We start from the raw sequence: 26,312 nt of genomic DNA, 5'->3' as shown, positions 1-26,312 counted from the left end.
GAAGTATAAATCGACAATTGAGTCTCTCACTTTTTTAAAATTAACGCTTCCGAAGTACTTTTATAAGGAATTTAAAAACACAGCATCATGGAAACACCAAACAAAGACAATAAGTACTACAGAGCGCAAGAACGGGTTCGTGAAATGAAAAAGTTTTACACAGGTCTCATGGCATATGTAATTTTCATTGGTTTTTTGGCAGGGGTCAATTATTATACTACAGGTTGGAGTTATCCTTGGTTTCTTTGGGCAGCTTTCGGATGGGGCATAGGCCTGGTCTTTCAAGCCGCAAAAGCGTTTGACTGGAATCCTTTTGTAAGTAAAGGCTGGGAAGAGCGTAAACTAAAAGAGTTTATGGAGGAAGAGGATAAAAACGAGGAGACATGGAAATTTTAACCAACGTCATGCAAGATCAAAATCGGTCAAAATACGAACGCGCGCAACAACGCGTAGAAAAGATAAAGAAATTTTATACGCACCTACGCGCTTATATTATCATAAATTTTATGCTTTTAGTGCTTCGGTTTTTTATCATTCCTTTAGTCAGTGATGCGCCTTTTGAGATTGGCTTTGAACGTTGGCTCACATGGAACGCCTTATTCACACCCTTTCTCTGGGGCATAGGCTTGCTATTACACGGTGTTTTTGTATTTCACGAAAAATTTAATTTCCTAAAAAAGTGGGAAGAGCGAAAAATAAAAGAATACATGAACAAAGAAGATCAAAAAAATAAAGAAGATTAGCGATGATGAGTCCAACAGAACAAACCAAATACGAATTAGCTAAAAAACGAGTTGCACAGATCAAAGGATTTTATTCACATCTAACGATCTATTTAATCATTAATACCCTGTTATTATTAAATGCTATGGGCGTTTTTAATGGTAGCCTAGACGCACTCTATATGCCGCATTGGGGATATTTTACAACACCGATCTTTTGGGGTATTGCCTTGCTTTTTCATGGGCTGAAGACCTTTGGATATAATATAACTCCCATACGAAAATGGGAAGAACGAAAGATCCAACAATTTATAGAGCGCCAAGAAAACGAACCAAATAATAAGTAACAACCAAATCATGAACGTACTCATTATTGAAGACGAAAAACCATCGGCAAGACGCCTTCAGCGTATGCTGGAAAAACAAGATGTCAACGCAAATAAAATGTTGCATAGCGTGGAAGAATCTGTTGAATGGTTTCAAAATAATCCACATCCCGACCTTATTTTTTTAGATATTCAATTGAGTGACGGACTCTCCTTTGAGATCTTTGATGTTGTTGATGTTAAAAGTGCCATTATTTTTACCACAGCTTTTGATGAATATGCGCTACAGGCCTTTAAACTCAATAGTATTGATTATTTGTTAAAGCCTATTGACGAAGAAGAACTCGCGACAGCTGTTACAAAGTATAAAAAACTAAAACCGCAAGAAACGAATGTGCAGCTTAATTTTGAGGATATTAAGAAGTTACTTACCAATCCTTTGGAACGCGAGTATAAAAAGCGTTTTACTACCAAAATAGGTCAGCATATAAAAATGATCTCGGTAGACGAAATTGAGTGTTTCTATTCTGAAAATAAAGGTACTTATGCTCATACTGTTGAAGGACGAGACTATCTTTTAGACACTACCCTAGAACAACTCGAAGAAGAATTATCGCCTAAAACATTCTTTAGAATCAGCCGAAAGTATTATATAAATATCAATGCCATTAAAGACATTATCAGTTACACCAATTCGCGTTTGCAATTAAAACTCAATAGTTATAAAGATCACGAGGTAATTGTTGCGCGGGAAAGGGTCAAAGATTTTAAAACGTGGCTAGAATAGCGTATTAGGCTTCGAGCCATTGATAGATATAATACCCAGCGATACAAAAAAGGACAACCCCTATAACACGGTATAATTTATAACCTATAAAACCAGCTACTGCAGCTGCAATACCCGTTATAATTAAGTTTTGTTCCTCTTCTTGCCAAATGGTGGCATAATACGCAGCGGCCAAAACACAAGCGATTGTAATAATTGTCCGTGCTGAATTCGTATTATTTCTAGCATTTGACACCGACTTCGTTGTAGTTCGTCCACCGTTTCTTGAAGCCCGCGTTTGCTGTGTATTATTGTTTGAACTACCATTAGAGCTTTTGTAGTTTGGTGCGGTATAACTAGGCGTACTAGGCTTTACATAACTTGAGTTGCGTTCATTGGTGCCTGGTACATTTTCCAAATTTCGCATGCGTGCTCGTTGCCGGGCTTCACCTAATTCCTGGTCATTCATGTGTCTTTATTTGTGTATTCGTTTGATAATCATAAAGATATGGAATGTTTTTTAATAGACCGAAAGCGAGTTATCCTAAATTTTATAAATAGGCGACAGCCGTCGCGAGACAAATAACGTCTAGCCCTTTTTCTTTACTCTGTTTTCATCAAAGGCAGAGGGCAATAGTTTAGGGATAAACTTAACGAGTAGTGGAAGTAAAATAGTTCCTCCCGGCAAAAGAAAGATAGTTAATGACGGAATGGTTTTACAAATATCGAGCAACTGATTTTTAACTTTGTCCTTCTCTTCTTCAGAAAGTTCTCTAATGGCAGATTGCCCTAACAACACAACCAATTCTCCACTCTCATCTAACTCTTTGAGCAGACGATTTTTATTCCGAAGAATTAATAATTTCACCGTTGCTGTAGATTGCTTATAAAATTGTTTTACTGGATTTGCGTATTCAAAGAGGCTAACTTTTTTGGTGTTCTTTTCAGAAAAAACCAATAGCTGATTGATACTAAGCGCAAGATCTTCTTCAGAAATAACTAAAATAGCACTCATTTCTTTCAAGAATAGCAATTCGCTTTCATCCATGGTGTGATCATCCCAAACTGCAATACAACAAAGGTCAAGAATAAATTGTTTTTCCAGTCTAGAGCGATGACTAAGGTAAGAGATACTCTTTAAAGAGAGTAGCTGGTTTACTTCGGAAGATTCAATAAGATAATTGGAAGACGATTCAAAGAGTTCGATAAGAAGCCGATCGTACTTATTTTTTTTTGCTTTCGATTTTAAAGCGAGATAACAACAAGTAATCGTACTGCTTTCCATTTCCGAAGCATATAACTTTACCGTCTTAGGATGTTTTAGCCAATGATCAAAAGCGAGAATGTCAATATATAAAAATGCATAGGTAAAAATAGAAATTGTGTTTTTTCTAAGGATATGATTGGTCTCATATAGCCTAGCCGACATAATTTGTTCTAAGATGTGGGTAGGTTTTTGAGAAAAGGACAATTTTTTTAGAAAACCTGTTTTACCTTTGTCCAACGACTTGTAGAATTTTATGCATTCATTTATTCCATCAACAATACTGGGATTTTTTTTATGTTTATAATAGGTATACAATAACGCATGGAAAAGATTAACCTTCGTAAATTCGTCTTTGGTTAGTTTTAAGCTGCTAATATTGTTGCCAAGAATAGATTGTTGAGATAAGCCATAGGCGAAACCAGCGCTGCGCAATGCTTCATAGAGTTGTGCTGCGTCGTCAAAGTGTTTAAAGAGGTGATCCTCTGAATAAAGATCGAGGAATTTAGATATCCAATCTGATGCCGATGGGTTCATGCGATGAGGTAATATATAGATAAATAGGTTAGCATCAAGTAAAGGTGTTTTATTTAGATTAACATACTATTAACTCATCAAAAAAAACCATAGGAGTATTTTCGTCGTAGATGTTATAATAAGAAGTAAAATTAATTAATAAGAAACAAATTCAATTATGAAAAAAACAAAACTTTTTGCAGCCATTGGCGGAATCGGTATAGCAGTGCTATCTGTATTCTTGATCGCTGCAGATCACGTAGATGCTCCATCGGTAGCTGGCCAAACATCAGACATTGCCGATTTTTACGCGTTTCAAGGGGATGATCCTAGTAATACTGTACTGATTGCAACAACGCAAGGTCCATTAATGCCAGGCGAGCAAACCAATACAGCAGCATTTGATGAAGACGTCATGATTGAATTTAACATCGATAATACTGGCGACTTTATAGAAGATCTTGTTATTCAGGCGGTTCGTCGTGGAGACTCTATGTATTTCTTCGGTCCTTATATGAAAGCAGCTGCTGGACTTACAAGTACTATAGATACGCAACAAACTCCAAGTGTAGTGAAAATATCTACTTCAGATGATCTTGAAATCACTACCGAGAACGGTATTAAATTTTATGCCGGACCGCGTAGGGATGCGTTTTTCTTTGATTTTGAACGATTTAATATGGTTGCAAGCGGAGCGGTAGCTCCGGAAGGGTTTTTACCTCCAGGCGAAGCAACAGATTTCTTTGAGAACTTAAATGTTCTAGCGCTTGTAGTTGAAGTGCCAAATTCCCTTCTAGGTACTGCACCAGAACATATTGCTGTCACTGCGGGATTATTTCCTCCGGGGGCACTGCCAAATTCATATAATATGTGGGTAGCAACAAAGAGAAAGCAATAATAAGATCAATTAAAAAAATACAAAAAAATGAAAATATATAAATTCAATATACTAGTTGTTGCTGTTTGTGCCTCTCTTTTCTTGGTAGCTTGTGGTGATGATGATGACAATGGAAATGTAATCGACTTGGTAACTTGTGAAGACGGCGTTAAAAACGGTGACGAAGAAGGTATAGATTGTGGTGGTACTGAATGCGAACCTTGTGCAGTGGCAGTCGATTTCTCAGGAAACTGGGTACAAGAAGACGTAATGGGACGCCCCGGTATTAATACTGTATTTGGTGCGACCAATGAAATTAAGAACTCATACAACGTAACAGCTACAAGTGATCGTGCTTCTTTCCAACAAGGATTTCAGGATCAATTAGAGTTATATCACGATGTTTATGGTGATGCTTTAGGTGTTGATATCGATTACGAAACAAATATCTTAGGATTAGATGCAGCGACCTTTACAACGGTATTAGCCAACTTTGATGCTTTGCAGGTTTCTCCAACGGGACAAACAGTCTATTATGACGGAGATACAGGAGTAGCTTTAACAGGTCGTGGAATTCCAGATGATGTGATCGATGTATCCCTTACCCTAATGTTTGGTGGTATGAACGGAGATCGTTTTGACGGTAACAACGGGACGCCACAACTTACCAGCGATGGTGTTGATTTTGGAGATCGTATCGTAGGTGCTTTTCCTTATTTGGAAGCTCCAAACCAATAGTTTTTACAAGAAAAATTAAAGAAAAGGGCATGAATTTGCTCTTTTCTTGTTTTATAACATTTGCTGTTAATTTATTTATTTCTGAAAAAGAGCCATGATAAAACCCATACTATTTATTAGCATACTATTTGTTCTTATTTCTTGTTCTGAAGAAAAAAAAGAACCTATTACAAACAAGGCACAATACGATCAATACTTAACTACTGCGTCAAATGAAACGTACAAAAGTGCGCTGAACGAAAAAGAATTCTGGTCAGAACGCCTTACTCCAGATAGTACTGGTGTTGGAAATTTAGCACCCCTTGGTGGAGCCTATGAAAAAATGTTTGTCGCTACAGGGAAGGCATCATATCTTCACGATGCCGAAAAGCTGTACAAAAAAGGGATCGAGTTTTCTTATACTAATTCGGATGGTTATACCAGAGCACTTGCGCATAATTATATTTCGCAACACCGCTTTAAAGAAGCAAAAGAAGTTCTAGAAAAAGCCTACGCTGGTGTTTCTCACAAACGATCTACCGAATATATGCTTTTTGATGTCTATATGGAGCTTGGAGAATATGATAAAGCAGATGAGTTCTTAGGAAAATTAAAAAATAACAGCGACTATAATTATTTAATTCGTTTGGCAAAATGGAGCGACCATAAAGGAAATCTAGATGCCGCCATTAAATATTTAGAGCAAGCCATGGCCATTGCCGAATCACGAGACAGCAAACCGTTAAAAATTTGGACATATAGTAATATAGCAGATTTTTATGGACATGCTGGCCGAATTGATGATGCTTATACTCATTATTTAAAAACGCTCGAATTAGATCCTGAAAATGCCTATTCAATAAAGGGAATCGCTTGGATCTTGTATTCCGAAGAAGGAAATACCACTGAAGCTAATCGGCTATTAGATTCGCTTATGGTAAATCATAAACTTCCTGATTATTATTTATTAAAGGCCGAAATGGCTGAATTTGACGAAAACTCTTCCGAAGTAAAGAAAATGCAACAATCCTTTACTAAAGCAGTAAACGAAGGTAATTACGGAAACATGTATAATACCTATCTTATAGAACTTTATGCCGAATCAGATCCTAAAAAAGCACTTGCGTTAGCTCAAAAAGAAGTTAGTAATAGAGCAACACCCGAAACATATAAATTGTTAGCATATGCACAACTTCAGAATAATGATAAGGAAGCTGCATTAAAAACCATAGAGCAACATGTGGAAGGAAAGACTTTTGAGCCCATGGCTCAGTATTATAGCGCGTTGGTCTATAAAGCCAATAACATGCCAACCAAAGTGGAAGCACTGAAAGAAGAGCTAATGGAGGCTGGATTTGAATTAGGTCCTGTTATGCTGTCTAAAATAAAAAATCTCTAATAATTAGAAAACCGTTCGCGTTTGCCTTACGTATATAGAATAAGAAGATTGATTTTGGAATAAGTTCTCAAGTACAAAATCAATCGCTGGTATGACCAGTTTTTCAGAGTTTTTTGTTAGTTGAAGCGCCCTGTGGTTAGGGCGCTTTTTTTTTTTTGATTTTAATTTTTCAAGTATAAAGTAACAATTGCCAATCATTTGTATTGTGAGAAGTCTAAGAGCCTTGTCTAGACAAGGAAAAAGCAAAGAAAAAAGGGTAAAGTATCTTTTGTTATAAGAACTCTACCCTTCAAGTATGAACTAGTGGTTGGTGTTTATTTATTGGCCTACAGTTCCTAAAGTATACAATTGAGAAAGAGTTGGTCCTTCGCTGCCGCCGGCAGGCTCAAGGGTAATGCCAAATGCTTCAGGGTCGGGTACATTTTCAAAGCGAAAGATTCCGTTTTCTACTTCAGAAACAGCTTCTATAAGACCTACACTTCTCGGTGTAAGAGGTTCCATGATTAAAGACCATACTTGATAGACTTTATCTCTTGGGACTTCAGGTAGCCCATTGGTATCGATATAAGCAATTTGTTCTTCCTTGTTATAGTAGACTTTCGCAAATGCATTTGGAGCAACCGCTTGATTTCCTGGCAATGTATACACGTTATAATCTTTTGAACGTAATACTGATAGCATCGCGTTCGCACTTTCAAGATCATTTTGTGCATTTTCTTTCTGCTTTTTTAATATCGTGTTCTGTGTTGTTGTATACTGAATGGTATCTTGAAGTCCGTTATTTTGCTTTAACATCCAGAAAATTCCCCCGAAACATAGGATCGCAGCGGCCCAACCTATCATAGAAGCCCAATTTGTAGCTTTTGTTTGTGTAGTGTCTAAGCCTCGCACACCGCGAACAGCCCCTGTTACATACGCCCATAATCGAACGGGCAGTGTTCCTGGAGCGACTGCTTTCGCTAGATGAAGTAGTGTTGCTTCAATCTTTTCTACTTCTCTTTTTACTTCAGGATGCTTGTTTATAGCCTGTTCTACTTCATCAGCCTCTTCTGGAGGTAATGAACCCGTTACATACAGTTCTAGCTGTCCCGATAATATTAATTCTTCTGTGGTCATATTTTAATTTAATACCATTCCTCTTAAATCGTTGATGCAATTTCTATTTCTTGTTTTTAACGTACCTAAAGGTATATCCAATTCTGTTGCAGCATCTACTTGCGTAAAACCTTTAAAGTATAGGAGGTCTATTATTTTTATACACGCAGGTTTAAGCGCGTCTATCAATTTTTTGAGTCCGATGCCGTTTGTCTTGTTTTCTAGATTATCATTAGACTCCAATATATGTACGAAATTTGCAGCCTCTAAGTTTTTTTTAGCATTCTTACTAGCCTTTGATCTAGTAAAGTCGATAGCTTTATTGCGAGCAATATTGAGAATCCAAGTAAAGAATCGCCCCTTGTTGATATCATAATTTTTAGATTTATCCCAAATCTTTATAAAAACGTCTTGCAATACCTCTTGGGCTACATCTTCGTTCAACACAATGCTATATATAATTCCATATAAAGCTTCTGAATAATTATCATATAAAATAGAAAAGGCCCTTTCATCACCATTTTGCATTTTGATGATTAGGTCATTTGGTTGCTCCATAATTAATACAGTTTCTTAGATTTTGAACTAAGGTATAACATTTGCCAAATATCAAATAATGAATTCACTAATTTAAATAACACAAAGGAACTAATCTTTTTTTTGTAACTTACTAGTGCATTTTGCACTCACCGGCATTTTTTTAATCAACTTAAACCATTACAATGAGATTATTTTTCATGTGTTTATTTTTTGGTTTTTTCTTCGGAAGTGTCTCGGGACAGCAAGATAGATCTAACCCATTCAAGATTTTTGAGTCACACGTTAGGGATGCCAAGATACTTGGCGATGAACAATCGTTCATAATTAGCAGTGCCTATAAAAGTGCGCCCACAGGTATCTTACATATTTATTTATCTGAAACCATAAATGGATTAACAGTCGTTGGAACTGAATCTTCGCTGCATATTAATGGTGATGGCCGACTTGTATCTGCACAAAATCATTTCTTAACAGATCAAAACAAAAAGCAAGCCGTTTCTGCCCATCCGGGGATTTCGGAAAGAACAGCTCTTCTAAAAGCGGTTTCGAGTGTTTCTTCCTATACAAATACTGGTTTTAGTGATATTTCAGAAGAAGTAAAAAAAGGAGAACGCATTTGGAAAGATGCTAGTGGCGCCTTTGAAGATGTATCTTCCCAATTGGTATATTTTAAGACTTCCGACGAAAAACTCCAATTATCATGGCAATTTGATATTCAAGAGAAACAGTCAGGAGACGGCTGGACCGTTTTGATGGATGCAAATTCTGGCAATCTCTTGGAACGTATTTCATGGAAACATGCATGTTTTTCAAATCAAATTGAAGATAGTTCGGTAGCAATATTTCCCCAGCCACAGTCTTATTTTAAAGAAAATGGCCAACATTCAGGCGAGACGAGTTGTTCAAATTGTTATGAAGTGATTCCGTTGCCTTTCGAAAGCCCGTATGAAAGCGATCGTCAAATTATTGAAAGCCCCATGGATCCAGAAGCTTCATATGTTGGTTGGCATCAAGTAGACAATCAGCTAAACAGAACTACAGAAGGTAATAATGCAATTGTTTCAATGGTGGAAGAGAATGGTTTTAGACCAGATGGCGGTGCCGAATTTAACTTTACAGGATATGATTGGAATGGATATGTTAGCGAGCAAATGCGTTACGAATCGGCGTCAGCTACCAATTTATTTTATCTTCTGAATAGGACGCACGATATTTTGTATCATTATGGCTTTAATGAAGATTCTGGGAATTTTCAGCAAAATAATCCAATAGATCAGGGGGAACCAAATGATCGTATACAGGGCATAGCACAGTATGATCCCGATCGGTGTAATGCTTCGTTAAGTTTTGGTCGTGATGGCACACGTAGCGTTATGAGACTCAATATATGTAGGGATCGAGATGGTGTTTTTGATAGTACAGTAGTTATCCATGAATATGGCCACGGAATCTACGGGCGACTTACGGGAGGTCCAGCTTCCCGAACGTGCTCTTATAATGCCGAACGTCCTACCGAAGGAATTGCAGATTGGTATGCGGCGATGTTAACGATGAAAGCAACAGACACAGAGGACAAACCGAAACAGATTGGCAAATACTTTTACGATCAAGGCATTGATGGACCCGGGATTAGAGATTATCCGTTTAGCACTGACATAGCGGTAAACCCACAAACATATGCTTCCATTGATTTAGCGACTGTACCGCATGGGGTGGGGGCAGTGTGGGGCAATATACTTTGGGAGATTACTTGGGAACTCATTAATGCGCATGGATATAATAGCGATTTATCATCCTTCACCGGTAATTATGAAGAAGATGCAGGAAATATTATGGCTCTTGCATTAGTTACAGAAGCACTAAAATTTCAGCCATGCCAACCCGGATTTGTTGATGCGAGAGACGCCATGTTTCGGGCGGATGAGGCAATTTATAACGGACGAAATAATTGCGCCTTGTGGAAAGCTTTTGCTAAAAGAGGATTAGGTGTTAATGCACACCAAGGTAGCGTGACAAATATTCATGATAATTATGAGTCTTTTGATATGCCTACACCATATGCGCAGTTTGATAATACATTTTCCTTTTGCTTTAACCCAACCGTGACATACCCCAATCTTTCTGGAGGAAAGCCTGTGGGCGGTCGTTATAGTGGGCTAGGGGTTGTGGATCATGGAAATGGTTTGAGTTTTGATCTAAATTTAGAAAATTTAAGTGTGGGAACACACGAGGTTATATACGAGGTTTTCGATGGAGATTGTACTGTAGCTTCCAGTGACACCACACAATTATATTTAACGCTAGATGATTCAGACCCTGTTTTTGCTTGTCCGCATCCTCAAGAAATTGAAATGCCAGATAACGGACAGGTATTAGTTGAATCGTATGCATATCTTATTGATTATAACGATGAATGTGATCCAGATCTTGAATTTATTCAAAACCCACTACCAGGAGAAACATTAGTGCTGGGCAAAAATTATATTACCATGAGCGCAACAGATGTTGCAGGTAATTCATATAGCTGTCAATTTTTAATCAATGTATTGGATAAAGACCAACTAGAAGATTCAGATACCTTTCATTTATATCCAAATCCCACGTCCGCTGCATTGTTTGTTACCAACAAAACCTTGCTAAATATTGATCGCATACGCTTGTTTGATGTTCAGGGAAGATTGATTAAAACAATACCGGTTGGAGGACCTTTAGAATTGACAGAGATTGCTATTGGGGAGTTGGCTGACGGACTCTATTTTGCGCTTATACAGACACCATCATCAGATGCCGTAAGACGTTTTGTAAAAAAATGATCCGTACTTTTTAAACTTTTTGAGCTTTCAAATTACCCTAAATTAAGCGATTTGGTTTAATTAGTTGATAATGAGAGTAGCGTATTTTTTTTTTGAATATTTTTTACTTACTTTACTCATGGCTTTGTAACTCACCTGCGCTCTAGTCAACCATTAATACCTTCATTATGAGAGTTTTTGTTATCTGCCTTTTTGTTTTCTTCTTTTTCTTCGGAAGTGTTCATGCACAAAAGAAATATACAGCTGCATTTCAGAAATATGCTAGTCACGTACAAAGTGCTCAATTAACACCGCTTGGAAGCTCCTTTGTAATTACGAGTGGTTACGAAAGTTCCGTAAGCAAGACCACGCATATATATTTTTCACAAGAACTCGATGGTCTAGAAATTTTAGGTACAGAATCATCACTTCATACAACAAAATCTGGAGATGAGATCTCTAAAAATATCAACTTTCTTTCTAGCGATTTAAAAAGACAATCTCAAAATAGTACACCAGGAGTCACTGCCTTCAAAGGTTTTAAAACGGCAATACACTCTCTTGGTTATACTTCATTGAAAAATTTAAAGATCACTTCGGAAGCGAAAAATGCAAAAAATATTGAGTTTGGGGATGAGGACATGACCTTTAGTATGGCGAAAGCAAGTTTGAAATGGCTTAGAATGCCTTCCGAAGAGATCAAACTTATTTGGCAGTTTCTCATTCAGGAGGATCAGAGCGGGGCGGGATGGACCATCATTGTAGACGCACAAACAGGAAACATCATTCAAATTTTAGACTGGGTTCAGGAATGTACTATTTCAGAAGAATCTAGCCCAATGGTTCTTTTTCCTCAATTGGAAGATCATTATAGATCTAAGCTAGGAGAAAGTACAAATTGCTCAAACTGCTATGAGGTCATCGCTCTGCCATTTGAGAGTCCGTATGAAGCAGAACGGCAGATTGTTATTGATCCAGCGCATCCTGTAGCATCGCCTAGAGGTTGGCATTATTTTGTGGAAGGGTCTACTACAACAGCATTGACGACATCTGGAAATAATGTAGTTGCATTTGACGCAAACGACAATTATGGGTATCAACCCAATGGAGGAGAGGATTTTGATTTTACAGGTTTTGATTTTGGAGATGAATATTCAGAAAATGATCAGTATGAAAGCGCATCAATCACGAATGTGTTCTATTTGATCAACAAAGTTCATGATATTTTGTTTGTGTATGGTTTTAATGAATCTGCAGGAAATTTTCAACGAACAAATTTTGATTTAGGAGGAGCTGGCAGTGATCATGTTGAGGCGAAAGTACAAAAGAGTCCAAATAAATGTAATTCTTCCTTTGGTGTTGGGCCGGATGGCGCTAAAGGCGTTATGACCACTAATATATGTAGAGGTAGAGATGCAGATTATGATGCCACCGTGATCATCCATGAATATGGCCACGGGATTTATGGACGCCTTACCGGCGGCCCTAACTCTACTCTTTGTTTGTACAATGCTGAGAGAACAGTTGAAGGCGTAGCAGATTGGTATGCCCTGATGCTAACCATGAAAGAAGAAGATACCAGAAATACGCCACGGCATATTGGAAAATTCTTTTTTGACCAAGGTCCAGATGGCCCTGGAATTAGAGAATACCCATACAGTACAGACTTTGCCATAAATCCACATACTTATGACGATATTAAGAGCGCGTCTATTCCGCATGGAGTGGGTTCGGTTTGGGCAAATATGCTTTGGGAAATGACTTGGGAATTAATAGATAGCCACGGTTTTAATAAAGATCTAACCGCTTTTACAGGAGATGTTAATCAAGATGCCGGCAACATTATAGCACTTGCCTTGGTTACCGAAGGAATGAAACTACAACCTTGCGAGCCTGGTTTTGTAAGTGCTAGAGACGCAATTCTTAGGGCAGATATAGCTATTTATCAAGGAAGAAACCATTGTTTGATTTGGAAAGCCTTTGCAAAAAGAGGGCTTGGCGTAGGGGCATCACAAGGTGATGAAGATACCATTACCGATGGTATTGAATCATATGCCGAGCCTAGCTACTATGCTTATTTTACTGATGACTTTTTTATTTGCTATCGAGACGGAATTGTAACAAACCTGTCTGGGGGATTACCTTATGGAGGTGTTTACAGTGGGCCAGGGGTTATAGATAATGGAGACGGCTTAACTTTTAATTTGGATATCGCTGAGGCGGGACAAGGAGAACATATAATAACATATGAGGTAATGGATACTGATTGTAGTATTGCTTCTTCAAATGTAGCCAACCTAACCATTTACCTCGATGAAACTGCCCCTCAAATTACATGTGGTAATGACGTTCTTATAGAGATGACAACAGAAGCTTTGCCATTGGTTCCCGACTATACAAGACGCGTTAGTACCTATGATGAATGTGATAAAAACCCGGTAGTAAGTCAGTTGCCACCTATTGGGGAGGTTTTTTCATTAGGTATTCAACAAGTAACTTTGTACTCTGAAGATTTTTCCGGAAATATTTCTGAGTGCTCGTTTATGGTTGAAGTAGAGCGTGTGTCGATTCCACAGGATTTACTCGATGCTTCAATTGAAGTATCTCCCAACCCATCAGATGGCTCTCTTGAGTTATTTAATGATCTGCTTTTAGATATTGATAAAGTATCCTTTTTTGATGTAAGAGGTAGGCTGATAAAGACAATACCGCTTACACCCAAAGTAGCTGTTTATCAATTGTCTCTATCTGAACTTGATGCTGGCTTGTACTTCATGACTATTCACACTTCAAAAGAATTGATCCTAAAACGAATTATAAAACAATGAGCTAGGTATCGGTTTAATACCCATTTATTTATACAGTTTCATTCTGTTATAGTTAAAGTTTGCAAGAAATTCAATAATTGTTGGTAAAAGCTTCATTTTTTAATAAATTTACATCAATTCAGTATTTAATTTAAACATCTTTCTATGAAAACGAAACTACTCTGCAGTTTGCTTATTTTAGCATGTGTCTTTGCTACACAATTAACTGCCCAAAATTCAAGTCCGAATCTAAACGCACATTTTGAACAGCTTATTGAGAATAGCCAATTGCTAGCACAAGATGTTAACTATGCTATAACGAGCCAACATACTAGTAAAACGAGTGGCGTTCACCACATTTACTTTAGGCAGGTAGCTAATGGTTTTGAAGTATATGGAACTGACTCCAGTATTCATATTTTACCAAATGGTAAAACACTTACTTCTAACAATAACTTTATTAATAATGCGGCACGACGTATTAGTGATGTACCACCAACATTGAATGCTGTTGAAGCTGTACAAGCAGCGGCATCTCAATTAAACTATAATATTTCTGGTTCAGTTTCTGTTATTCAGAATAAGAGTAATAAAGAATATTTATTAACTGATGGAGGGATCTCTCGTAGCAGCATCCCAGCTAAGTTAGTGTACTTTAAGGATAGCAACAACCAATTGGTTTTAACTTGGGATATTTCTATAGAAGAAGTGTCAAGAGAGAACTGGTGGAGTGTTCGTGTAGATGCTTCTAATGGAGCAATTATAGATCAGCTAAACTGGATGCTTAGTTGTGCTATCGAGCACGACCACAGCGAGGATCATGCTGAATTGTTAGATTATAATGCAAATTTATTTGATATTCCTAACTATGATGAGTTAGTTGCAGAAGCAACAGCAGGATGTACAGAATGTTATGAGGTATTTGCACTACCATTAGAAAGTCCGTACTACGGAACTAGATCGATCTTAACAGCAGCTGCAAATCCTACAGCATCGCCATTTGGATGGCATGATACCGACGGATCTCCTGGAGCAGAATTTACGGTAACACAAGGTAACAACGTAAACGCTGAAGATGCAAACACAGGCTACCAACCAGATGGTGGTGCTACATTGGAGTTTGTTGGATATCCTTTCGATCAAGTTTATACCAACGCAAATCAGTATGAAGACGCTTCTATTACTAATTTATTCTATTTAAACAATGCGCTTCACGATATCGTTTATGCATATGGATTAGATGAAGCTGCTGGTAATTTTCAAGAAAATAACTACGGAAATGGCGGAAGCGGAAGTGACTCTGTAAATGCAGGCGCCCAAATTGGACAAAATTGTAATGCCTCTTTCGGAACACCTCCTGATGGACAAAATCCTTCAATGAATATGTTTATCTGTAACGATAAAGATGGAGATTTTGATAATCTGGTTGTATTTCATGAATATGGTCATGGCGTATCAAATAGACTTACTGGAGGAGGAGCAAATACTTCCTGTCTTGGAAATTCGGAACAAATGGGTGAAGGATGGAGTGACTATTTAGGAACGGTTTTAACTATTGAGCCAGGGGATGTAGGAACAGACGCTCGTGGCGTTGGTACTTATTTATTCGGCCAAGGTCCAAACGCGGGAGGTATTAGATCATTCCCTTATAGTACAGATACATCAGTAAATCCTTTTACATATGACGATATTAAAACAGAATCAGTACCTCATGGTGTAGGTTCTGTATGGGCAACAATGCTTTGGGATCTTACTTGGGCATTAGTTGATCAATACGGTTATGATGCAGATATATTTAACTTTGCTGGTGATGTAGCCCTTGATAAAGGTAACGTTCAAGCCATGGCACTTGTTATGGAAGGAATGAAATTACAACCATGTAATCCAGGTTTTGTAGATGGTAGAGATGCCATTTTTGCAGCAGACATTGCCCTTTACGGAGGAGCAAACGAATGCTTGATCTGGGATGTTTTCGCTGCGCGAGGATTAGGAGTTAGCGCTTCTCAAGGATCTTCTGGAAGTAGAAGTGATGGAACGGAAGCTTTTGATACACCATCTGGTGTAGCAAGTCTTACTGCCTTTGGTGATGTTTGTGAAAGCTCACCAATTCTTACGGGTCTTAGTGGAGGAACTCCATTTGGTGGAGTATACTCGGGACCTGGTGTAACCGACGACGGAAATGGGAATACCTATTCTTTTGATCCTACAGTAGCAGGTGTTGGTTTCCATACTATCACGTATGACGTTCAAGCGGGAGCATGTTCTATTGCTTCTTCAGATACAGATATTGTCGAAGTGATTGATGTGCCAGATGGCCCAACGACCACAGGTGCTTCAGATTTCTGCCCTGGTGATTCGGTTACTGTTACCTCTACATTAAGTGACCCAGCAAATGTTATTCGCTGGTATGACGCTTTGACCGGAGGAAACTTCTTATTTGAAGGAACATCATATACCTTTAATCCAACAATAAGTACCACAGTATACGCCCAAGAGCAAGCTCCTGGTCCATTGTCTCAATTGGTTATTTCTGAAGTCACTTTGGAAACTCCAGACAGACTTGAAATACAAAATGTTGGAATTGCTACAGATTACACAGGATATAGCGTTGCAGTTAGTTCTGACCCCTATGCCGATATTAATGTTGTAAACTCAGATATTGCAACTTTAGGAAATATGGCAGCGAACTCGGTGGTTGACTATACTGATGATAATGGACAACCTGGATACTGGGGAAGTAATATTTTCTGGGGTAGTGGCCAGACAGGATGGGTTGTTATTATTGATGACGTAGGTAATGTAGTTGATTCTGTATTCTGGGGCTTCTCAGCAGGAGATATCGCGACATTCAATGTAACTATTAATGGATTCAATATAACAGCAGCAGACCTAGATTGGACTGGTCCTGGAACATCATTCACGCAGGCGTGTAGTGGTCAGTCATTCCACCGAATTGGTGATAATGATGATGCTTCAGACTGGCTTGATGTTTGTCTTGCAGCAAGCTACGGCGCGCCAAACGACGATATTAATTTAGATGGTGGTGCATGTTTAGCAGCACGAACACCTACGGCTGTTGATGCTGAGACAGAAGTTCCAGTGATCACATGTCCAGCAGATGAAACGGTAACAATTCCAAATGGAACTATGTTTACTATGCCTGATTATACAGGTCTAGCTTCTGCAACAGATAACTGTACAGCTTCACCAACAATTACTCAAAGTCCGGCAGCAGGAACACAAGTCGGTGCAGGAGATACAATTGTCACAATGACAGCTACAGATGAAGCATTAAATGAAGATACTTGTACATTTACTGTGACGGTAATCGAAGATGTTCTTGGTGTTAATGATAATGAGTTTAATGCAAATGTTACTCTTTATCCAAACCCAACTTCTGGTAACTTGACCCTTGTAAATAATAGCACAAGTAGATTAGTTAATGCTACAATTATGGATGTTAATGGTAGAATAATTCAGCAATTAGATTTATCTACAGCAGGAATTGAGACAAATTTCTCTATAGCTAAATTAGCAGCAGGAATGTACTTTGTAAACATTACTGCCGAAGATGCAAGTATTGTAAAACAGATCATTAAGAATTAATAACGATCATTTAATATTAAACAAACCCGCTATCTTTTAGATGGCGGGTTTTTTATTAAATAAAGCTTTTGGTATTGTATTTGATTCTATACATTTGAGGGTCCTTATGAAACATAAAGTAAGCACTAAAATAGTACTGTGCCCCTAAGAAGAAACATACTGGTCCTAAATTAAAAAACCCCGATGGATATCCATCGGGGTTTTTGTTTGTTCCTTTTTTTTACATAATAATTCCGCCACAACTTACACGAGCTCCAGCCGCTCCGGAAGGTTGAGAAGTAAAGTCATCAGCACCTTTATGGACAATGATCGCCTTGCCTAAAATGTTCTTATTAGGATCATCACAACCAATACACCATTCAGATGTTTTCATCGATACAAAACCATTTCCATCAGCATCGGCGTCAAAGTTTCCGATATCACCTTTGTGATAGCCAGCAGGATCATCCCACTTACCATGGTTTTTAAATGTTGGATTCCAGTGCCCTCCAGAAGAGGTAGCGTCCTCTGAGCTACAATCTGCTTTTTCATGAATATGTATCGCATGAGTTCCTGGTTCGAGTCCAGATAGATTGGCATTTAACGATACAATTCCATCTTGTTCAGAAAAAACAACCGTTCCAGTTGCGGTCGAATTGCTTTTTGATTCTAAATTAAATGTAACTTTTTTGATTTCTGAAGGAGCGTCATCAGCTACCTTTTCTATTACCTTTTCAGCGCTTTTTTCAGCGTCTTTTTTTTCGTCTTTACAGCCGGTTAGAGCTAATAAAGCGAAAGCTGTCAATGTGATTGCTACTTTTTTCATGTTATTTTGATTGTTTTGTTTGATTATTCTGTATTAAAGGTACTATACAAATTTAGCACTCACAACATTTTAGAGCAATCTTAACGCTCTAGTTATTGCGAAAAAAAGTGTCTTTGTAGCTATAATGTAACACAACTATAACGAGGAACTGGGTCTAGAATAGATCATTTTCATAGCATTGTATGTTGTATAGACAAACAGTACCGGCTATTGGTGATTTCTTGATCTCACTATTGGTGAAACTAAACAAGGGTCGAAATAACTTGAGTTTGACTATGGAGCGTTTTGTGCACTGGGCATTTATCTGCGATCTGAAGAAGACGTTTTTGCTGTTTTTCGTCTAAATCGGCTGTCAATTTTATCTCCCTATGAAAGGTGTCAATTTTAGCAGAAGGATCATCTCCACAGCTTGCACAATCGGCAGCGTAATCTTTTGAATAACTGGTATGTACTTCAACATTCTCAATAAGCCAACCCTTGCGCTTTGCATACATTTGGATGGTCATGGCAGTACATGCAGATAAGCTTCCCGCAAGGAGTTCATAAGGGGTAGGACCATAGTCGTTTCCGCCCGCCCGTAACGGTTCGTCAGCCTTAGAATAATGATTACCCAATTTTAGATTGGTCGTAAAACCGTCTTCGTCATCTAAACTAGCCACAACATTATGTGTTGTTCGAATGATCTCTTCGGAAGGTACATCAATATAGCGCGCTGCCCAACCGGCAATTACTTTTCCTACATAGGCCGCACTTTTCTTATCGATCAATAAATGTTCGGAACCATCTAAGGTAATAAAACTCTTTGGGTGGTGAGCAGCTTGATAGATCTCCTCCGCATTTTTGATTGATACAGTAGCATCTTGTGGTGAGTGCATGATGAGTAATGCTTTTTTCTTTAAATTACGAGCGGCATCTTGACAAGATTGTTCCTTTAAATTATCCAGAAATTGCTTTTTAAACGTAAAATCACGACCTGCTAAACTTACTACTGCTTCTCCATTATTTTCGATAGCATCAACTTGTGAACCTAGTTGTTTCTGAACATGTACAGGGTTACTTGGTGCACCAATTGTAGCAAGGGCTTGCACAGTTTCAATTTCAGAAGCTGCAAAAATGACTGCGGAGCCTCCTAAAGAATGACCGACCAAAAGAGAAGGCGACTTGTGCTCTTTCGCTAAAAAATTGGCTGCACTTATTAGATCAGCTACATTACTCGAAAAATTAGTGTCTGCAAAATCCCCATCACTATCACCCAGGCCTGTAAAATCAAATCTCAATACCCCAAATCCTTCACTTGCCAGTGCTTTACTGACATTCCTAACAGCGCTAAAATCTTTTGTACAAGTAAAACAATGGGCAAAAATAGCAAAGTTATGCGGGTCTTGGTCGAGTGGAAGATCTAAACGCCCTGATAACATTTTACCGTGGTGATTTGGAAAAGATATTTTACTTGATTTCATAATGACAGGTTTTAATATAAGTCGGTAATTATGTTTGAAACTAACGGTATAACTGAATATCGTGCTGCAAAAAATAAATATTTCTTACAGCACGATACATACTTTGCTTTAAAGCTAGACAAAAAGACGCTACTTGGTATAACGCGTCTTAGACCCTATTTTTTAAATCATTCAATTTCGATTGATTCGGTTTGCTCACTATCCATAGCCTGCATTCCTTCTCCTTTGAGATACTTGTCTAAAAACTCCAAAATACTTCCGTAGGCTTCAATCTGATTTTCCTTTTTTACAAAACCGTGCCCCTCGTCTTCAAATAACACATATTCTACAGGTACACCATTTTTTCTAACACCTGCAACAATTTCGTCGCTTTCGGCTTGCAACACACGTGGATCTTGGGCTCCTTGAAGCACCATTAAAGGTTTGGTCACTTTTTCAGTGTGGAATAGGGGAGAGATCTCTCGCAGACGTACAGAGTCTGCAGTATTTGGATTTCCTAATTCTAAAAAGAGTGCTTCTCTTTGTGACTCCCACCAAGACGGTATACTTTTAAGTGTTCGAATCCAGTTAGTAACACCAAAAATGTTTACACCTACTTTAAATTCTTCCGGCGTATAGGTGAGTGCTGCCATCGTCATATAACCACCATACGAACCGCCAATAATACCAATTTTATCGGCATCGATATACGATTGCTCAGCAAGCCAATCTTTTCCCGCTACACAGTCCTTTAGATCTTTATCTCCGTGATTTAGATCATCCATTTTATAAAAAGACTTTCCATAACCACTACTTCCACGGTTGTTTACGGCTAAAACAGCATATCCATGGTTTACAAGATACTGTATGGTCGAATTAAACCCTTGACGTGATTGCCCGCCAGGCCCACCATGTACCCAAACAAGGGCGGGTACTTTATTTTCTGCGGAAGCTTGCTTAGGCTTGTAATAAATAGCCGGAATTTCGAGTCCGTCAAACGACTTATAACGAATCACTTCAGCTGTAACCAAGTCGTCACCATTAATATCCTTATTTAAATTGGTAGTAAGTTGGTTTAGTTCTTTGGTCGCTAAATTATACGAATATGAGTCGCTAGGAGTATGCGAACCCCCTACACGCAATAAGGCCATAGATTCATCACGAGAGAAAGAAACACCAGTAATTTCTTTATTATCAAATGCTGGAAATTCAACCGCTTTATTGGTAGCAACATCCTTAACTTCCAATGCGTTTGCGCCGTCCTCATTAATATATGTTATCTGATACTTTCCGTTTTGAGTAAATATGTATCCATTAATGTCCCAATTTTTTTCTAGGACTTTTTCTTTTGTGCCATCTTTCAGATTATAGCGCATTACGTAGCTAAATTCAGATCCATCATCGGTGGTGTAATATAACCAATTCCCATCTGGAGAGAAGTCTTCGGCACTATTACCACTCTGATTATCATTTACTTTTTGCTTTTCATTTGTTTTAGTATTTAAAATAAACAGATCGGTGTCATTGGTATTGATCGATTTTGAGAGCGCCACGTAGGTGCGATCTTCGGTCATGCCTTGAAAATTCATACCGTCTTCATTTTTGTAGATCATACTAGAGTTAAAATCGCTAAGGTTCATTTCGTAGTGATCCATAAATTTAGGATCACGTTCATTGCTTCCGTAGAAAAAACTCTTCCCGTCTTTTGCCCAGCCTCTAAACAAGGCGCGCACATTCTTTTCGGGTGTTAGACGTTTAATGGTTTCTCCATCTTTCATAAAGATCTTGAAGATCTCATCGCCATTTCCATCCATTCTAAAGAGAATTCTATTGTCTTCTGGGAAGAATGAAATACCATACACAGATGCACTATCACTTTGTGTGATAGGCTTTAGATCGCCTCCTTTTGCACTGGTTGTATACATGTTGTAAATACCAGAACGATTACTTGTAACAAGTACTTCTGTCTTATCTGCCGAATATCCATTCGCGGAAGCATTTTCATTATCCATGAATTGTTCAATAGTATATTGAGCAACAGATACCGGTTCGCTAACGGGTTCCTTTTTTTCCTCCTTACAGGCAGTAAATGCCAGTAGGGCGAGTGATAGAACGATTAATTTTTTCATATGAGCTGGTTTTAGTTAGTTTTAAAGGTGGTTGTTTCTGTAAATGGTGAAATTTGCACGTCTTTCATTTTAGACTGATAATCTGCCCATTCGGTTACAAAAAATGCATTTGTTTCTTTTAGAGCATCGTTGAGTTCATTCTGGGCGTGCTTTATCAAAGTGCGTTCGGTATCTGTAAGTCCATTAGGTCTGCTTCCGCTATACCAGCGCGCCGAACGAAGGCGCTGCATAACATTGATCTCCGGATTTCTAGTAATTCCTTGACGTTTATCTTCTTTGCCTATATAAAGGGCAATCAATTCATCTATTTTTTTGTTTACTTCCTTGGTCGCTTCCAGCTCATCCTTATACTTTTTATCATCGTCGGCTTTCATTTTTTTGCTGAATTCACTTGCCGTTGATTTGCTCTCAACCAATTGTTTCACCGCATCTGCCGCAGTTTGTGTCATTGCTTCTAATTGTTTGGAAGCATTGTATGCATCGGTTATGGCTTTTTCTGAAACAGTTAAACGTGGATCACTTTCTACGGTAACTTTTGTTTCGGTTGCATTGCCATTGCTTGTTAAAACAACGGTATACGTACCTGGCTTTACATCTGTTCCGCCTGGCTCATTTTTACGTTCTCTGATCTTTCTCGAAGGTCTGTCAACACCAGCTTCGTCAAGATACCAGTACCATTTATAAATGCCAGTACTATCGTGATTTTTACGTTTTAGACTCCTAATAAGACGTTTTCCGTCATAAATATCCATATAAATAGAATCTTTAGATGCCCCTTTTTCAACTTCTTCGGAAGCGGTTTCGTCTTTATCGTCTTTGTTATCTGAATCATCTTCTTCGGAAGCTTTTTCTGTCTTAGCAGTTTCCGAAGCCTTATAGAAATATGAAATAGCTGCTCCGTATTCGCGATTTTCTCCTTGGTACATAGCATCTGCTCCAAACCTGCTTCCTGTGGGTTGTTGATAAGCTGCCTGATAGGCAGTGGGTGCCTCAAACACAGTTATGCTACTGTTCAATATATTGTTGTTTTGGGCAATAGCGCGCAACGGTCTAATATCATCTAACACCCAAGCTGCTCTTCCAAAGGTACCTATTACGAGATCGTGCTCTCTTGGCTGAATAACTAAATCTTTTACTGAAACCGTAGGGAAACCATGCGTCCATTTCATCCATGAACTTCCTGCATTGGTTGAAATATACAATCCGTCGTCTGTACCTAAAAAGAGTAGATTCTTCTCTTCGGGATCTTCAAGAATGCTTAAAGCATAACTTTCCACATCGTTTGCGTCAACAATGCGTTCCCATGTTTTTCCATAATTTGTAGTGCGATAGGCGTAAGGAGTGTAATTAAACCTTCGGTAGTCATTGGCAACCAAGAGCGCCTCGCCCTTGCGTTTATTAGATGCTTTGATTTGTGTGATCCAACTGCCTTTCGGTAGGCCTTTTAAATTTCCTGAGATATCAGTCCAAGTAGCACCACCGTTTTGCGTATAATGTACCCGACCATCATCTGTTCCTACCCATATCATGTTGCGTTCTAATGGAGATGGTTCAATGACCAAGATGGTTGTATGGTTTTCGGCACCAGTAGCATCCATAGTGATTCCACCGCTATCGCTTTGTTTTTGTTTTTCGGGATCATTTGTAGTTAGATCGGGAGAGATCACTTTCCAAGTGAGTCCTTTGTCACTACTTTTATGTACAAACTGACTTCCGAAGTAAATGGTATTATTGTCGAATGGATCTATATTGATCGCGCTATTCCAGTTAAAACGTAAAAATACGTCTGGATCTGGATGCGTAGGTTTTACCGTATAATTATTTCCAGTGATATGGTCATAGCGGCTTACAGAACCTTGCTGACTCATACTCCAACCGTAACGGCTATCGTCACGGTCTGGCACCACGTCAAAACCATCCCCAAAGGTTATTTCTTGCCAATAGCTGTTACGAATCCCTTGGGCTTTCCATACGTATGCGGGTCCGCGCCAGCTACCGTTATCCTGCATTCCGCCGTAAACATTATACGGAAATTCATTGTCGACATTAATATGATAGAATTGCGCAACGGGAAGGTTTCCAACAAAACGCCATGTTTTACCTCCGTCGTGTGTGATGTTCATACCACCGTCATTTCCGTCGATCATAAAACTACCATCGGTAGGGTGGATCCACCATGCGTGATGATCTGGATGCACACCATTATCTACACCATAAGCAGGCATAAGTTCTTCAAAATTCTTTCCACCGTCTTGCGAAACATTAACATAGGTGAACACTGAATACACTCTATTTTCATTTTGAGGGTCTACAAAAATATCGCTGTAGTAAAACGGACGATTACCAATATCACTTTTATCATTTATCTTTTTAAATGTGAATCCGCCGTCCTCACTTTTATAAAGGGCATTCTTTTTGGCTTCTATCAGTGCGTAAACGATGTTTGGTTTATTGGGAGCAATAGATAAACCAATACGTCCGAGTTCTCCTTTAGGAAGCCCGTCTTTATCGGTACGTTCTTCCCAAGTTTCGCCACCATCGTATGTTATAAAAAGACCGGAGCCTTCACCACCACTTTTAAAGAACCAAGGGTCACGCTTGTGTTCCCACATCGCGACGATGAGTTTATTTGGGTTTGTTGGATCCATCACCATATCGGCAACACCCGTTTTGTCATTCTGAAAGAGAATCTTCTTCCACGTTTTTCCACCATCCATAGTTTTAAAGACACCACGTTCTGGGTGAATTCCCCATGGAGATCCAATAGCACCTACATAAACGACATCTGGATTGGTTGGGTCAATGATCACACGGTGAATGTGTCTTGTGTTCTCAAGTCCCATCGACTTCCATGTTTTTCCGCCATCGAGTGATTTATAAATTCCGAAGCCACCATTTAGACTATTTCGTGGATTTCCTTCACCCGTTCCAACCCAAATTACTGATGGATTCGATTGCTGAATGGCAACCGCTCCAATAGATGCGGTTTTTTCATTGTCAAATACAGGCTGCCAAGTGATACCAGCGCTATTCGATTTCCACAGTCCGCCAGAAGCAGTACCCACATACATCACGTCGGGATCTGAGGTTACGACATCAATAGCTGTGACACGACCAGACATTCCGCCAGGCCCTATATTTCGAGGCTTCATGTCTTTTAAAAGGTCATTGGTAAGTTGTTGTGCAGATAAAGTGGTTGCAATAGAAATAAGCAACAGGAAAATAATTTTTCTCATAATGGGTTGGCTAATAGTTGACTAAATGGTTTACGATTTAAAGTTAGTGAAAACAACTATGCAAACTCTTAAAGGGATGTTAATAGGTGCAGTCTTGAGGTTAAATGTAGTATTTTTAAGGTATGAAGAATGACAGAAAGAGCGGCTTTATTTTTACCAAGCACACCCCAAAAGAGCAAACTTTGTTTGAACAACTTTTTGAGATCTTTCAAGAGCTTATAACCCATACTTCGGGAGATTTTGATGAAGCGATCGATTGGTTACGACAATTAGACAAAGAATACAAACTCACAACAGACGACTATACCATTGACGATTTTATTCAGGAGTTAAAAGATAAAGGCTTTATTCGAGAAGAATTTGTTCCCAATGGTAAAGGCAGTGGTAAGGAAGATGGAAAAACTTCGATCACAGAAAAATTAGAGCGGTCTCTTCGGAAACGAGCTTTAGATCAGATCTTCGGAAAGCTGAAACGCAGTGGGGCGGGGAACCATAAAACAAAACTAACGGGTCGCGGTGATGAACAAGCGGGAGAATTCCGAAGCTATCAGTTTGGTGATGCATTAGATAAGATCTCAATGACCGAAAGTCTTCGCAATGCACAGATCAATCACGGAATAGGTGATTTTCATCTTACTGAAAATGATCTTGTTGTTGAAGAAAGCATGTACAAGGCGCAAATGAGCACGGTGCTTATGATCGATATTAGCCATAGTATGATTCTTTATGGCGAAGATCGAATCACACCTGCAAAAAAAGTAGCGATGGCGCTTTCAGAATTGATCACTACGCGCTACCCAAAAGATACCTTAGATATTTTGGTCTTCGGAAATGATGCATGGCCTATCAAGATCAAGGATCTTCCCTATTTAAATGTAGGACCTTATCATACCAATACGGTTGCTGGATTGCAATTGGCAATGGACATGTTACGACGAAAGAAAAATACAAACAAGCAGATCTTTATGATCACCGATGGAAAGCCTAGTTGCTTACAAATGCCCGATGGTCAGTATTATAAAAATCCCAATGGCTTAGATCCGTTTATTGTAAATAAATGCTACGCAATGGCGAGTCAGGCGCGAAAATTACATATTCCTATCACTACCTTTATGATCGCGACCGATCCTTATTTGCAGCAATTTGTAGATAATTTTACAGCTGCCAATCAGGGAAAGGCATTTTATACGGGTATTCAGGGATTAGGCGAAATGATCTTTACAGATTATGAAACAAATAGGAAGAAGAAATTAAGGTGAAGTGTAAAGAGTGATTG

Annotated in this window: 19 protein-coding genes; 11 read left to right on the top strand and 8 right to left on the bottom strand. The window is 38.7% G+C overall.

The window, feature by feature from the left end; all coding sequences use genetic code 11:
- The first annotated feature begins 87 nt into the window (after positions 1-87).
- The 4 genes from ACY2RU_RS08415 to ACY2RU_RS08400 are packed head-to-tail and all read left to right on the top strand — an operon-like array spanning position 88 to position 1,835.
- Positions 88-396 carry a 2TM domain-containing protein gene (locus ACY2RU_RS08415; protein ID WP_490137995.1) on the top strand — a complete coding sequence of 103 codons (309 nt, stop codon included), beginning with the start codon at positions 88-90 and terminating at the stop codon, positions 394-396.
- Positions 384-743: a 2TM domain-containing protein gene (locus ACY2RU_RS08410; protein ID WP_490137994.1), complete on the top strand. Its 360-nt coding sequence runs from the start codon at positions 384-386 to the stop codon at positions 741-743. The genes ACY2RU_RS08415 and ACY2RU_RS08410 overlap by 13 nt, the downstream gene beginning before the upstream one ends.
- A 2-nt stretch (positions 744-745) precedes the next feature.
- Positions 746-1,069 (top strand): 2TM domain-containing protein, encoded by a 324-nt coding sequence (locus tag ACY2RU_RS08405; RefSeq protein ID WP_490137993.1) that lies wholly within the window; start codon positions 746-748, stop codon positions 1,067-1,069.
- 10 nt (positions 1,070-1,079) lie between these two features.
- On the top strand, positions 1,080-1,835 hold the full coding sequence (locus ACY2RU_RS08400; protein WP_490137992.1) for a LytR/AlgR family response regulator transcription factor: 756 nt from the start codon (positions 1,080-1,082) through the stop codon (positions 1,833-1,835).
- Between the two features lie 4 nt (positions 1,836-1,839).
- On the opposite strand, the gene ACY2RU_RS08395 is transcribed toward ACY2RU_RS08400, so the two are convergent.
- Positions 1,840-2,283, bottom strand: a complete 444-nt coding sequence (locus tag ACY2RU_RS08395) for a hypothetical protein (RefSeq protein ID WP_490137991.1) — start codon at positions 2,281-2,283, stop codon at positions 1,840-1,842.
- A gap of 120 nt (positions 2,284-2,403) precedes the next feature.
- The gene (locus tag ACY2RU_RS08390; protein ID WP_490137990.1) at positions 2,404-3,615 is read right to left on the bottom strand and encodes an LETM1-related biofilm-associated protein; all 1,212 of its coding nucleotides are present in this window, start codon (positions 3,613-3,615) and stop codon (positions 2,404-2,406) included.
- 157 nt (positions 3,616-3,772) lie between these two features.
- Between ACY2RU_RS08390 and ACY2RU_RS08385 the strand changes: the two genes are divergently transcribed.
- The 3 genes from ACY2RU_RS08385 to ACY2RU_RS08375 all read left to right on the top strand — a co-directional run bounded on the left by ACY2RU_RS08385 (position 3,773) and on the right by ACY2RU_RS08375 (position 6,587).
- Entirely contained in the window at positions 3,773-4,492 is a 720-nt protein-coding gene (locus ACY2RU_RS08385) for a DUF4331 family protein (RefSeq protein WP_490137989.1), read from the top strand.
- Positions 4,493-4,519: 27 nt separating this feature from the next.
- Positions 4,520-5,209, top strand: a complete 690-nt coding sequence (locus ACY2RU_RS08380) for a hypothetical protein (protein ID WP_490137988.1) — start codon at positions 4,520-4,522, stop codon at positions 5,207-5,209.
- Positions 5,210-5,303: 94 nt separating this feature from the next.
- Positions 5,304-6,587 carry a tetratricopeptide repeat protein gene (locus tag ACY2RU_RS08375; RefSeq protein ID WP_490137987.1) on the top strand — a complete coding sequence of 428 codons (1,284 nt, stop codon included), beginning with the start codon at positions 5,304-5,306 and terminating at the stop codon, positions 6,585-6,587.
- A gap of 318 nt (positions 6,588-6,905) precedes the next feature.
- Here ACY2RU_RS08375 and ACY2RU_RS08370 read toward each other — a convergent pair whose 3' ends face one another.
- Entirely contained in the window at positions 6,906-7,703 is a 798-nt protein-coding gene (locus ACY2RU_RS08370) for an anti-sigma factor (protein ID WP_490137986.1), read from the bottom strand.
- A 3-nt stretch (positions 7,704-7,706) separates the two neighbouring features.
- Positions 7,707-8,240, bottom strand: a complete 534-nt coding sequence (locus ACY2RU_RS08365) for an RNA polymerase sigma factor (RefSeq protein ID WP_490137985.1) — start codon at positions 8,238-8,240, stop codon at positions 7,707-7,709.
- Positions 8,241-8,404: 164 nt separating this feature from the next.
- On the opposite strand from ACY2RU_RS08365, the gene ACY2RU_RS08360 reads away from it, so the two are divergent.
- From ACY2RU_RS08360 to ACY2RU_RS08350, 3 genes are all read left to right on the top strand, one after another.
- Positions 8,405-11,035 carry a M36 family metallopeptidase gene (locus ACY2RU_RS08360; protein ID WP_490137984.1) on the top strand — a complete coding sequence of 877 codons (2,631 nt, stop codon included), beginning with the start codon at positions 8,405-8,407 and terminating at the stop codon, positions 11,033-11,035.
- A 167-nt stretch (positions 11,036-11,202) separates the two neighbouring features.
- Positions 11,203-13,842, top strand: a complete 2,640-nt coding sequence (locus tag ACY2RU_RS08355) for a M36 family metallopeptidase (protein ID WP_490137983.1) — start codon at positions 11,203-11,205, stop codon at positions 13,840-13,842.
- A 144-nt stretch (positions 13,843-13,986) separates the two neighbouring features.
- Entirely contained in the window at positions 13,987-17,427 is a 3,441-nt protein-coding gene (locus ACY2RU_RS08350; protein ID WP_490137982.1) for a M36 family metallopeptidase, read from the top strand.
- A 220-nt stretch (positions 17,428-17,647) separates the two neighbouring features.
- On the opposite strand, the gene ACY2RU_RS08345 is transcribed toward ACY2RU_RS08350, so the two are convergent.
- From ACY2RU_RS08345 to ACY2RU_RS08330, 4 genes are all read right to left on the bottom strand, one after another.
- Entirely contained in the window at positions 17,648-18,232 is a 585-nt protein-coding gene (locus ACY2RU_RS08345) for a superoxide dismutase family protein (protein ID WP_490137981.1), read from the bottom strand.
- 242 nt (positions 18,233-18,474) lie between these two features.
- A complete protein-coding gene (locus ACY2RU_RS08340; RefSeq protein WP_490137980.1) occupies positions 18,475-19,692 on the bottom strand; it encodes a bifunctional alpha/beta hydrolase/OsmC family protein in 1,218 nt (405 codons plus the stop codon).
- 167 nt (positions 19,693-19,859) lie between these two features.
- Positions 19,860-21,800 carry a S9 family peptidase gene (locus ACY2RU_RS08335; protein WP_490137979.1) on the bottom strand — a complete coding sequence of 647 codons (1,941 nt, stop codon included), beginning with the start codon at positions 21,798-21,800 and terminating at the stop codon, positions 19,860-19,862.
- An 11-nt stretch (positions 21,801-21,811) separates the two neighbouring features.
- On the bottom strand, positions 21,812-25,036 hold the full coding sequence (locus ACY2RU_RS08330) for a VPS10 domain-containing protein (RefSeq protein WP_490137978.1): 3,225 nt from the start codon (positions 25,034-25,036) through the stop codon (positions 21,812-21,814).
- A gap of 122 nt (positions 25,037-25,158) precedes the next feature.
- On the opposite strand from ACY2RU_RS08330, the gene ACY2RU_RS08325 reads away from it, so the two are divergent.
- Complete coding sequence (locus tag ACY2RU_RS08325) at positions 25,159-26,295, top strand: vWA domain-containing protein (protein WP_490137977.1); 1,137 nt, start codon at positions 25,159-25,161, stop codon at positions 26,293-26,295.
- The last annotated feature ends 17 nt before the right edge of the window (positions 26,296-26,312 follow it).

The organism is Ulvibacter sp. 2305UL32-6 (assembly GCF_058148545.1).
The sequence above is the reverse complement of the archived record's forward strand: the minus strand, read 5'-3'. Positions and strand labels throughout refer to the sequence as shown.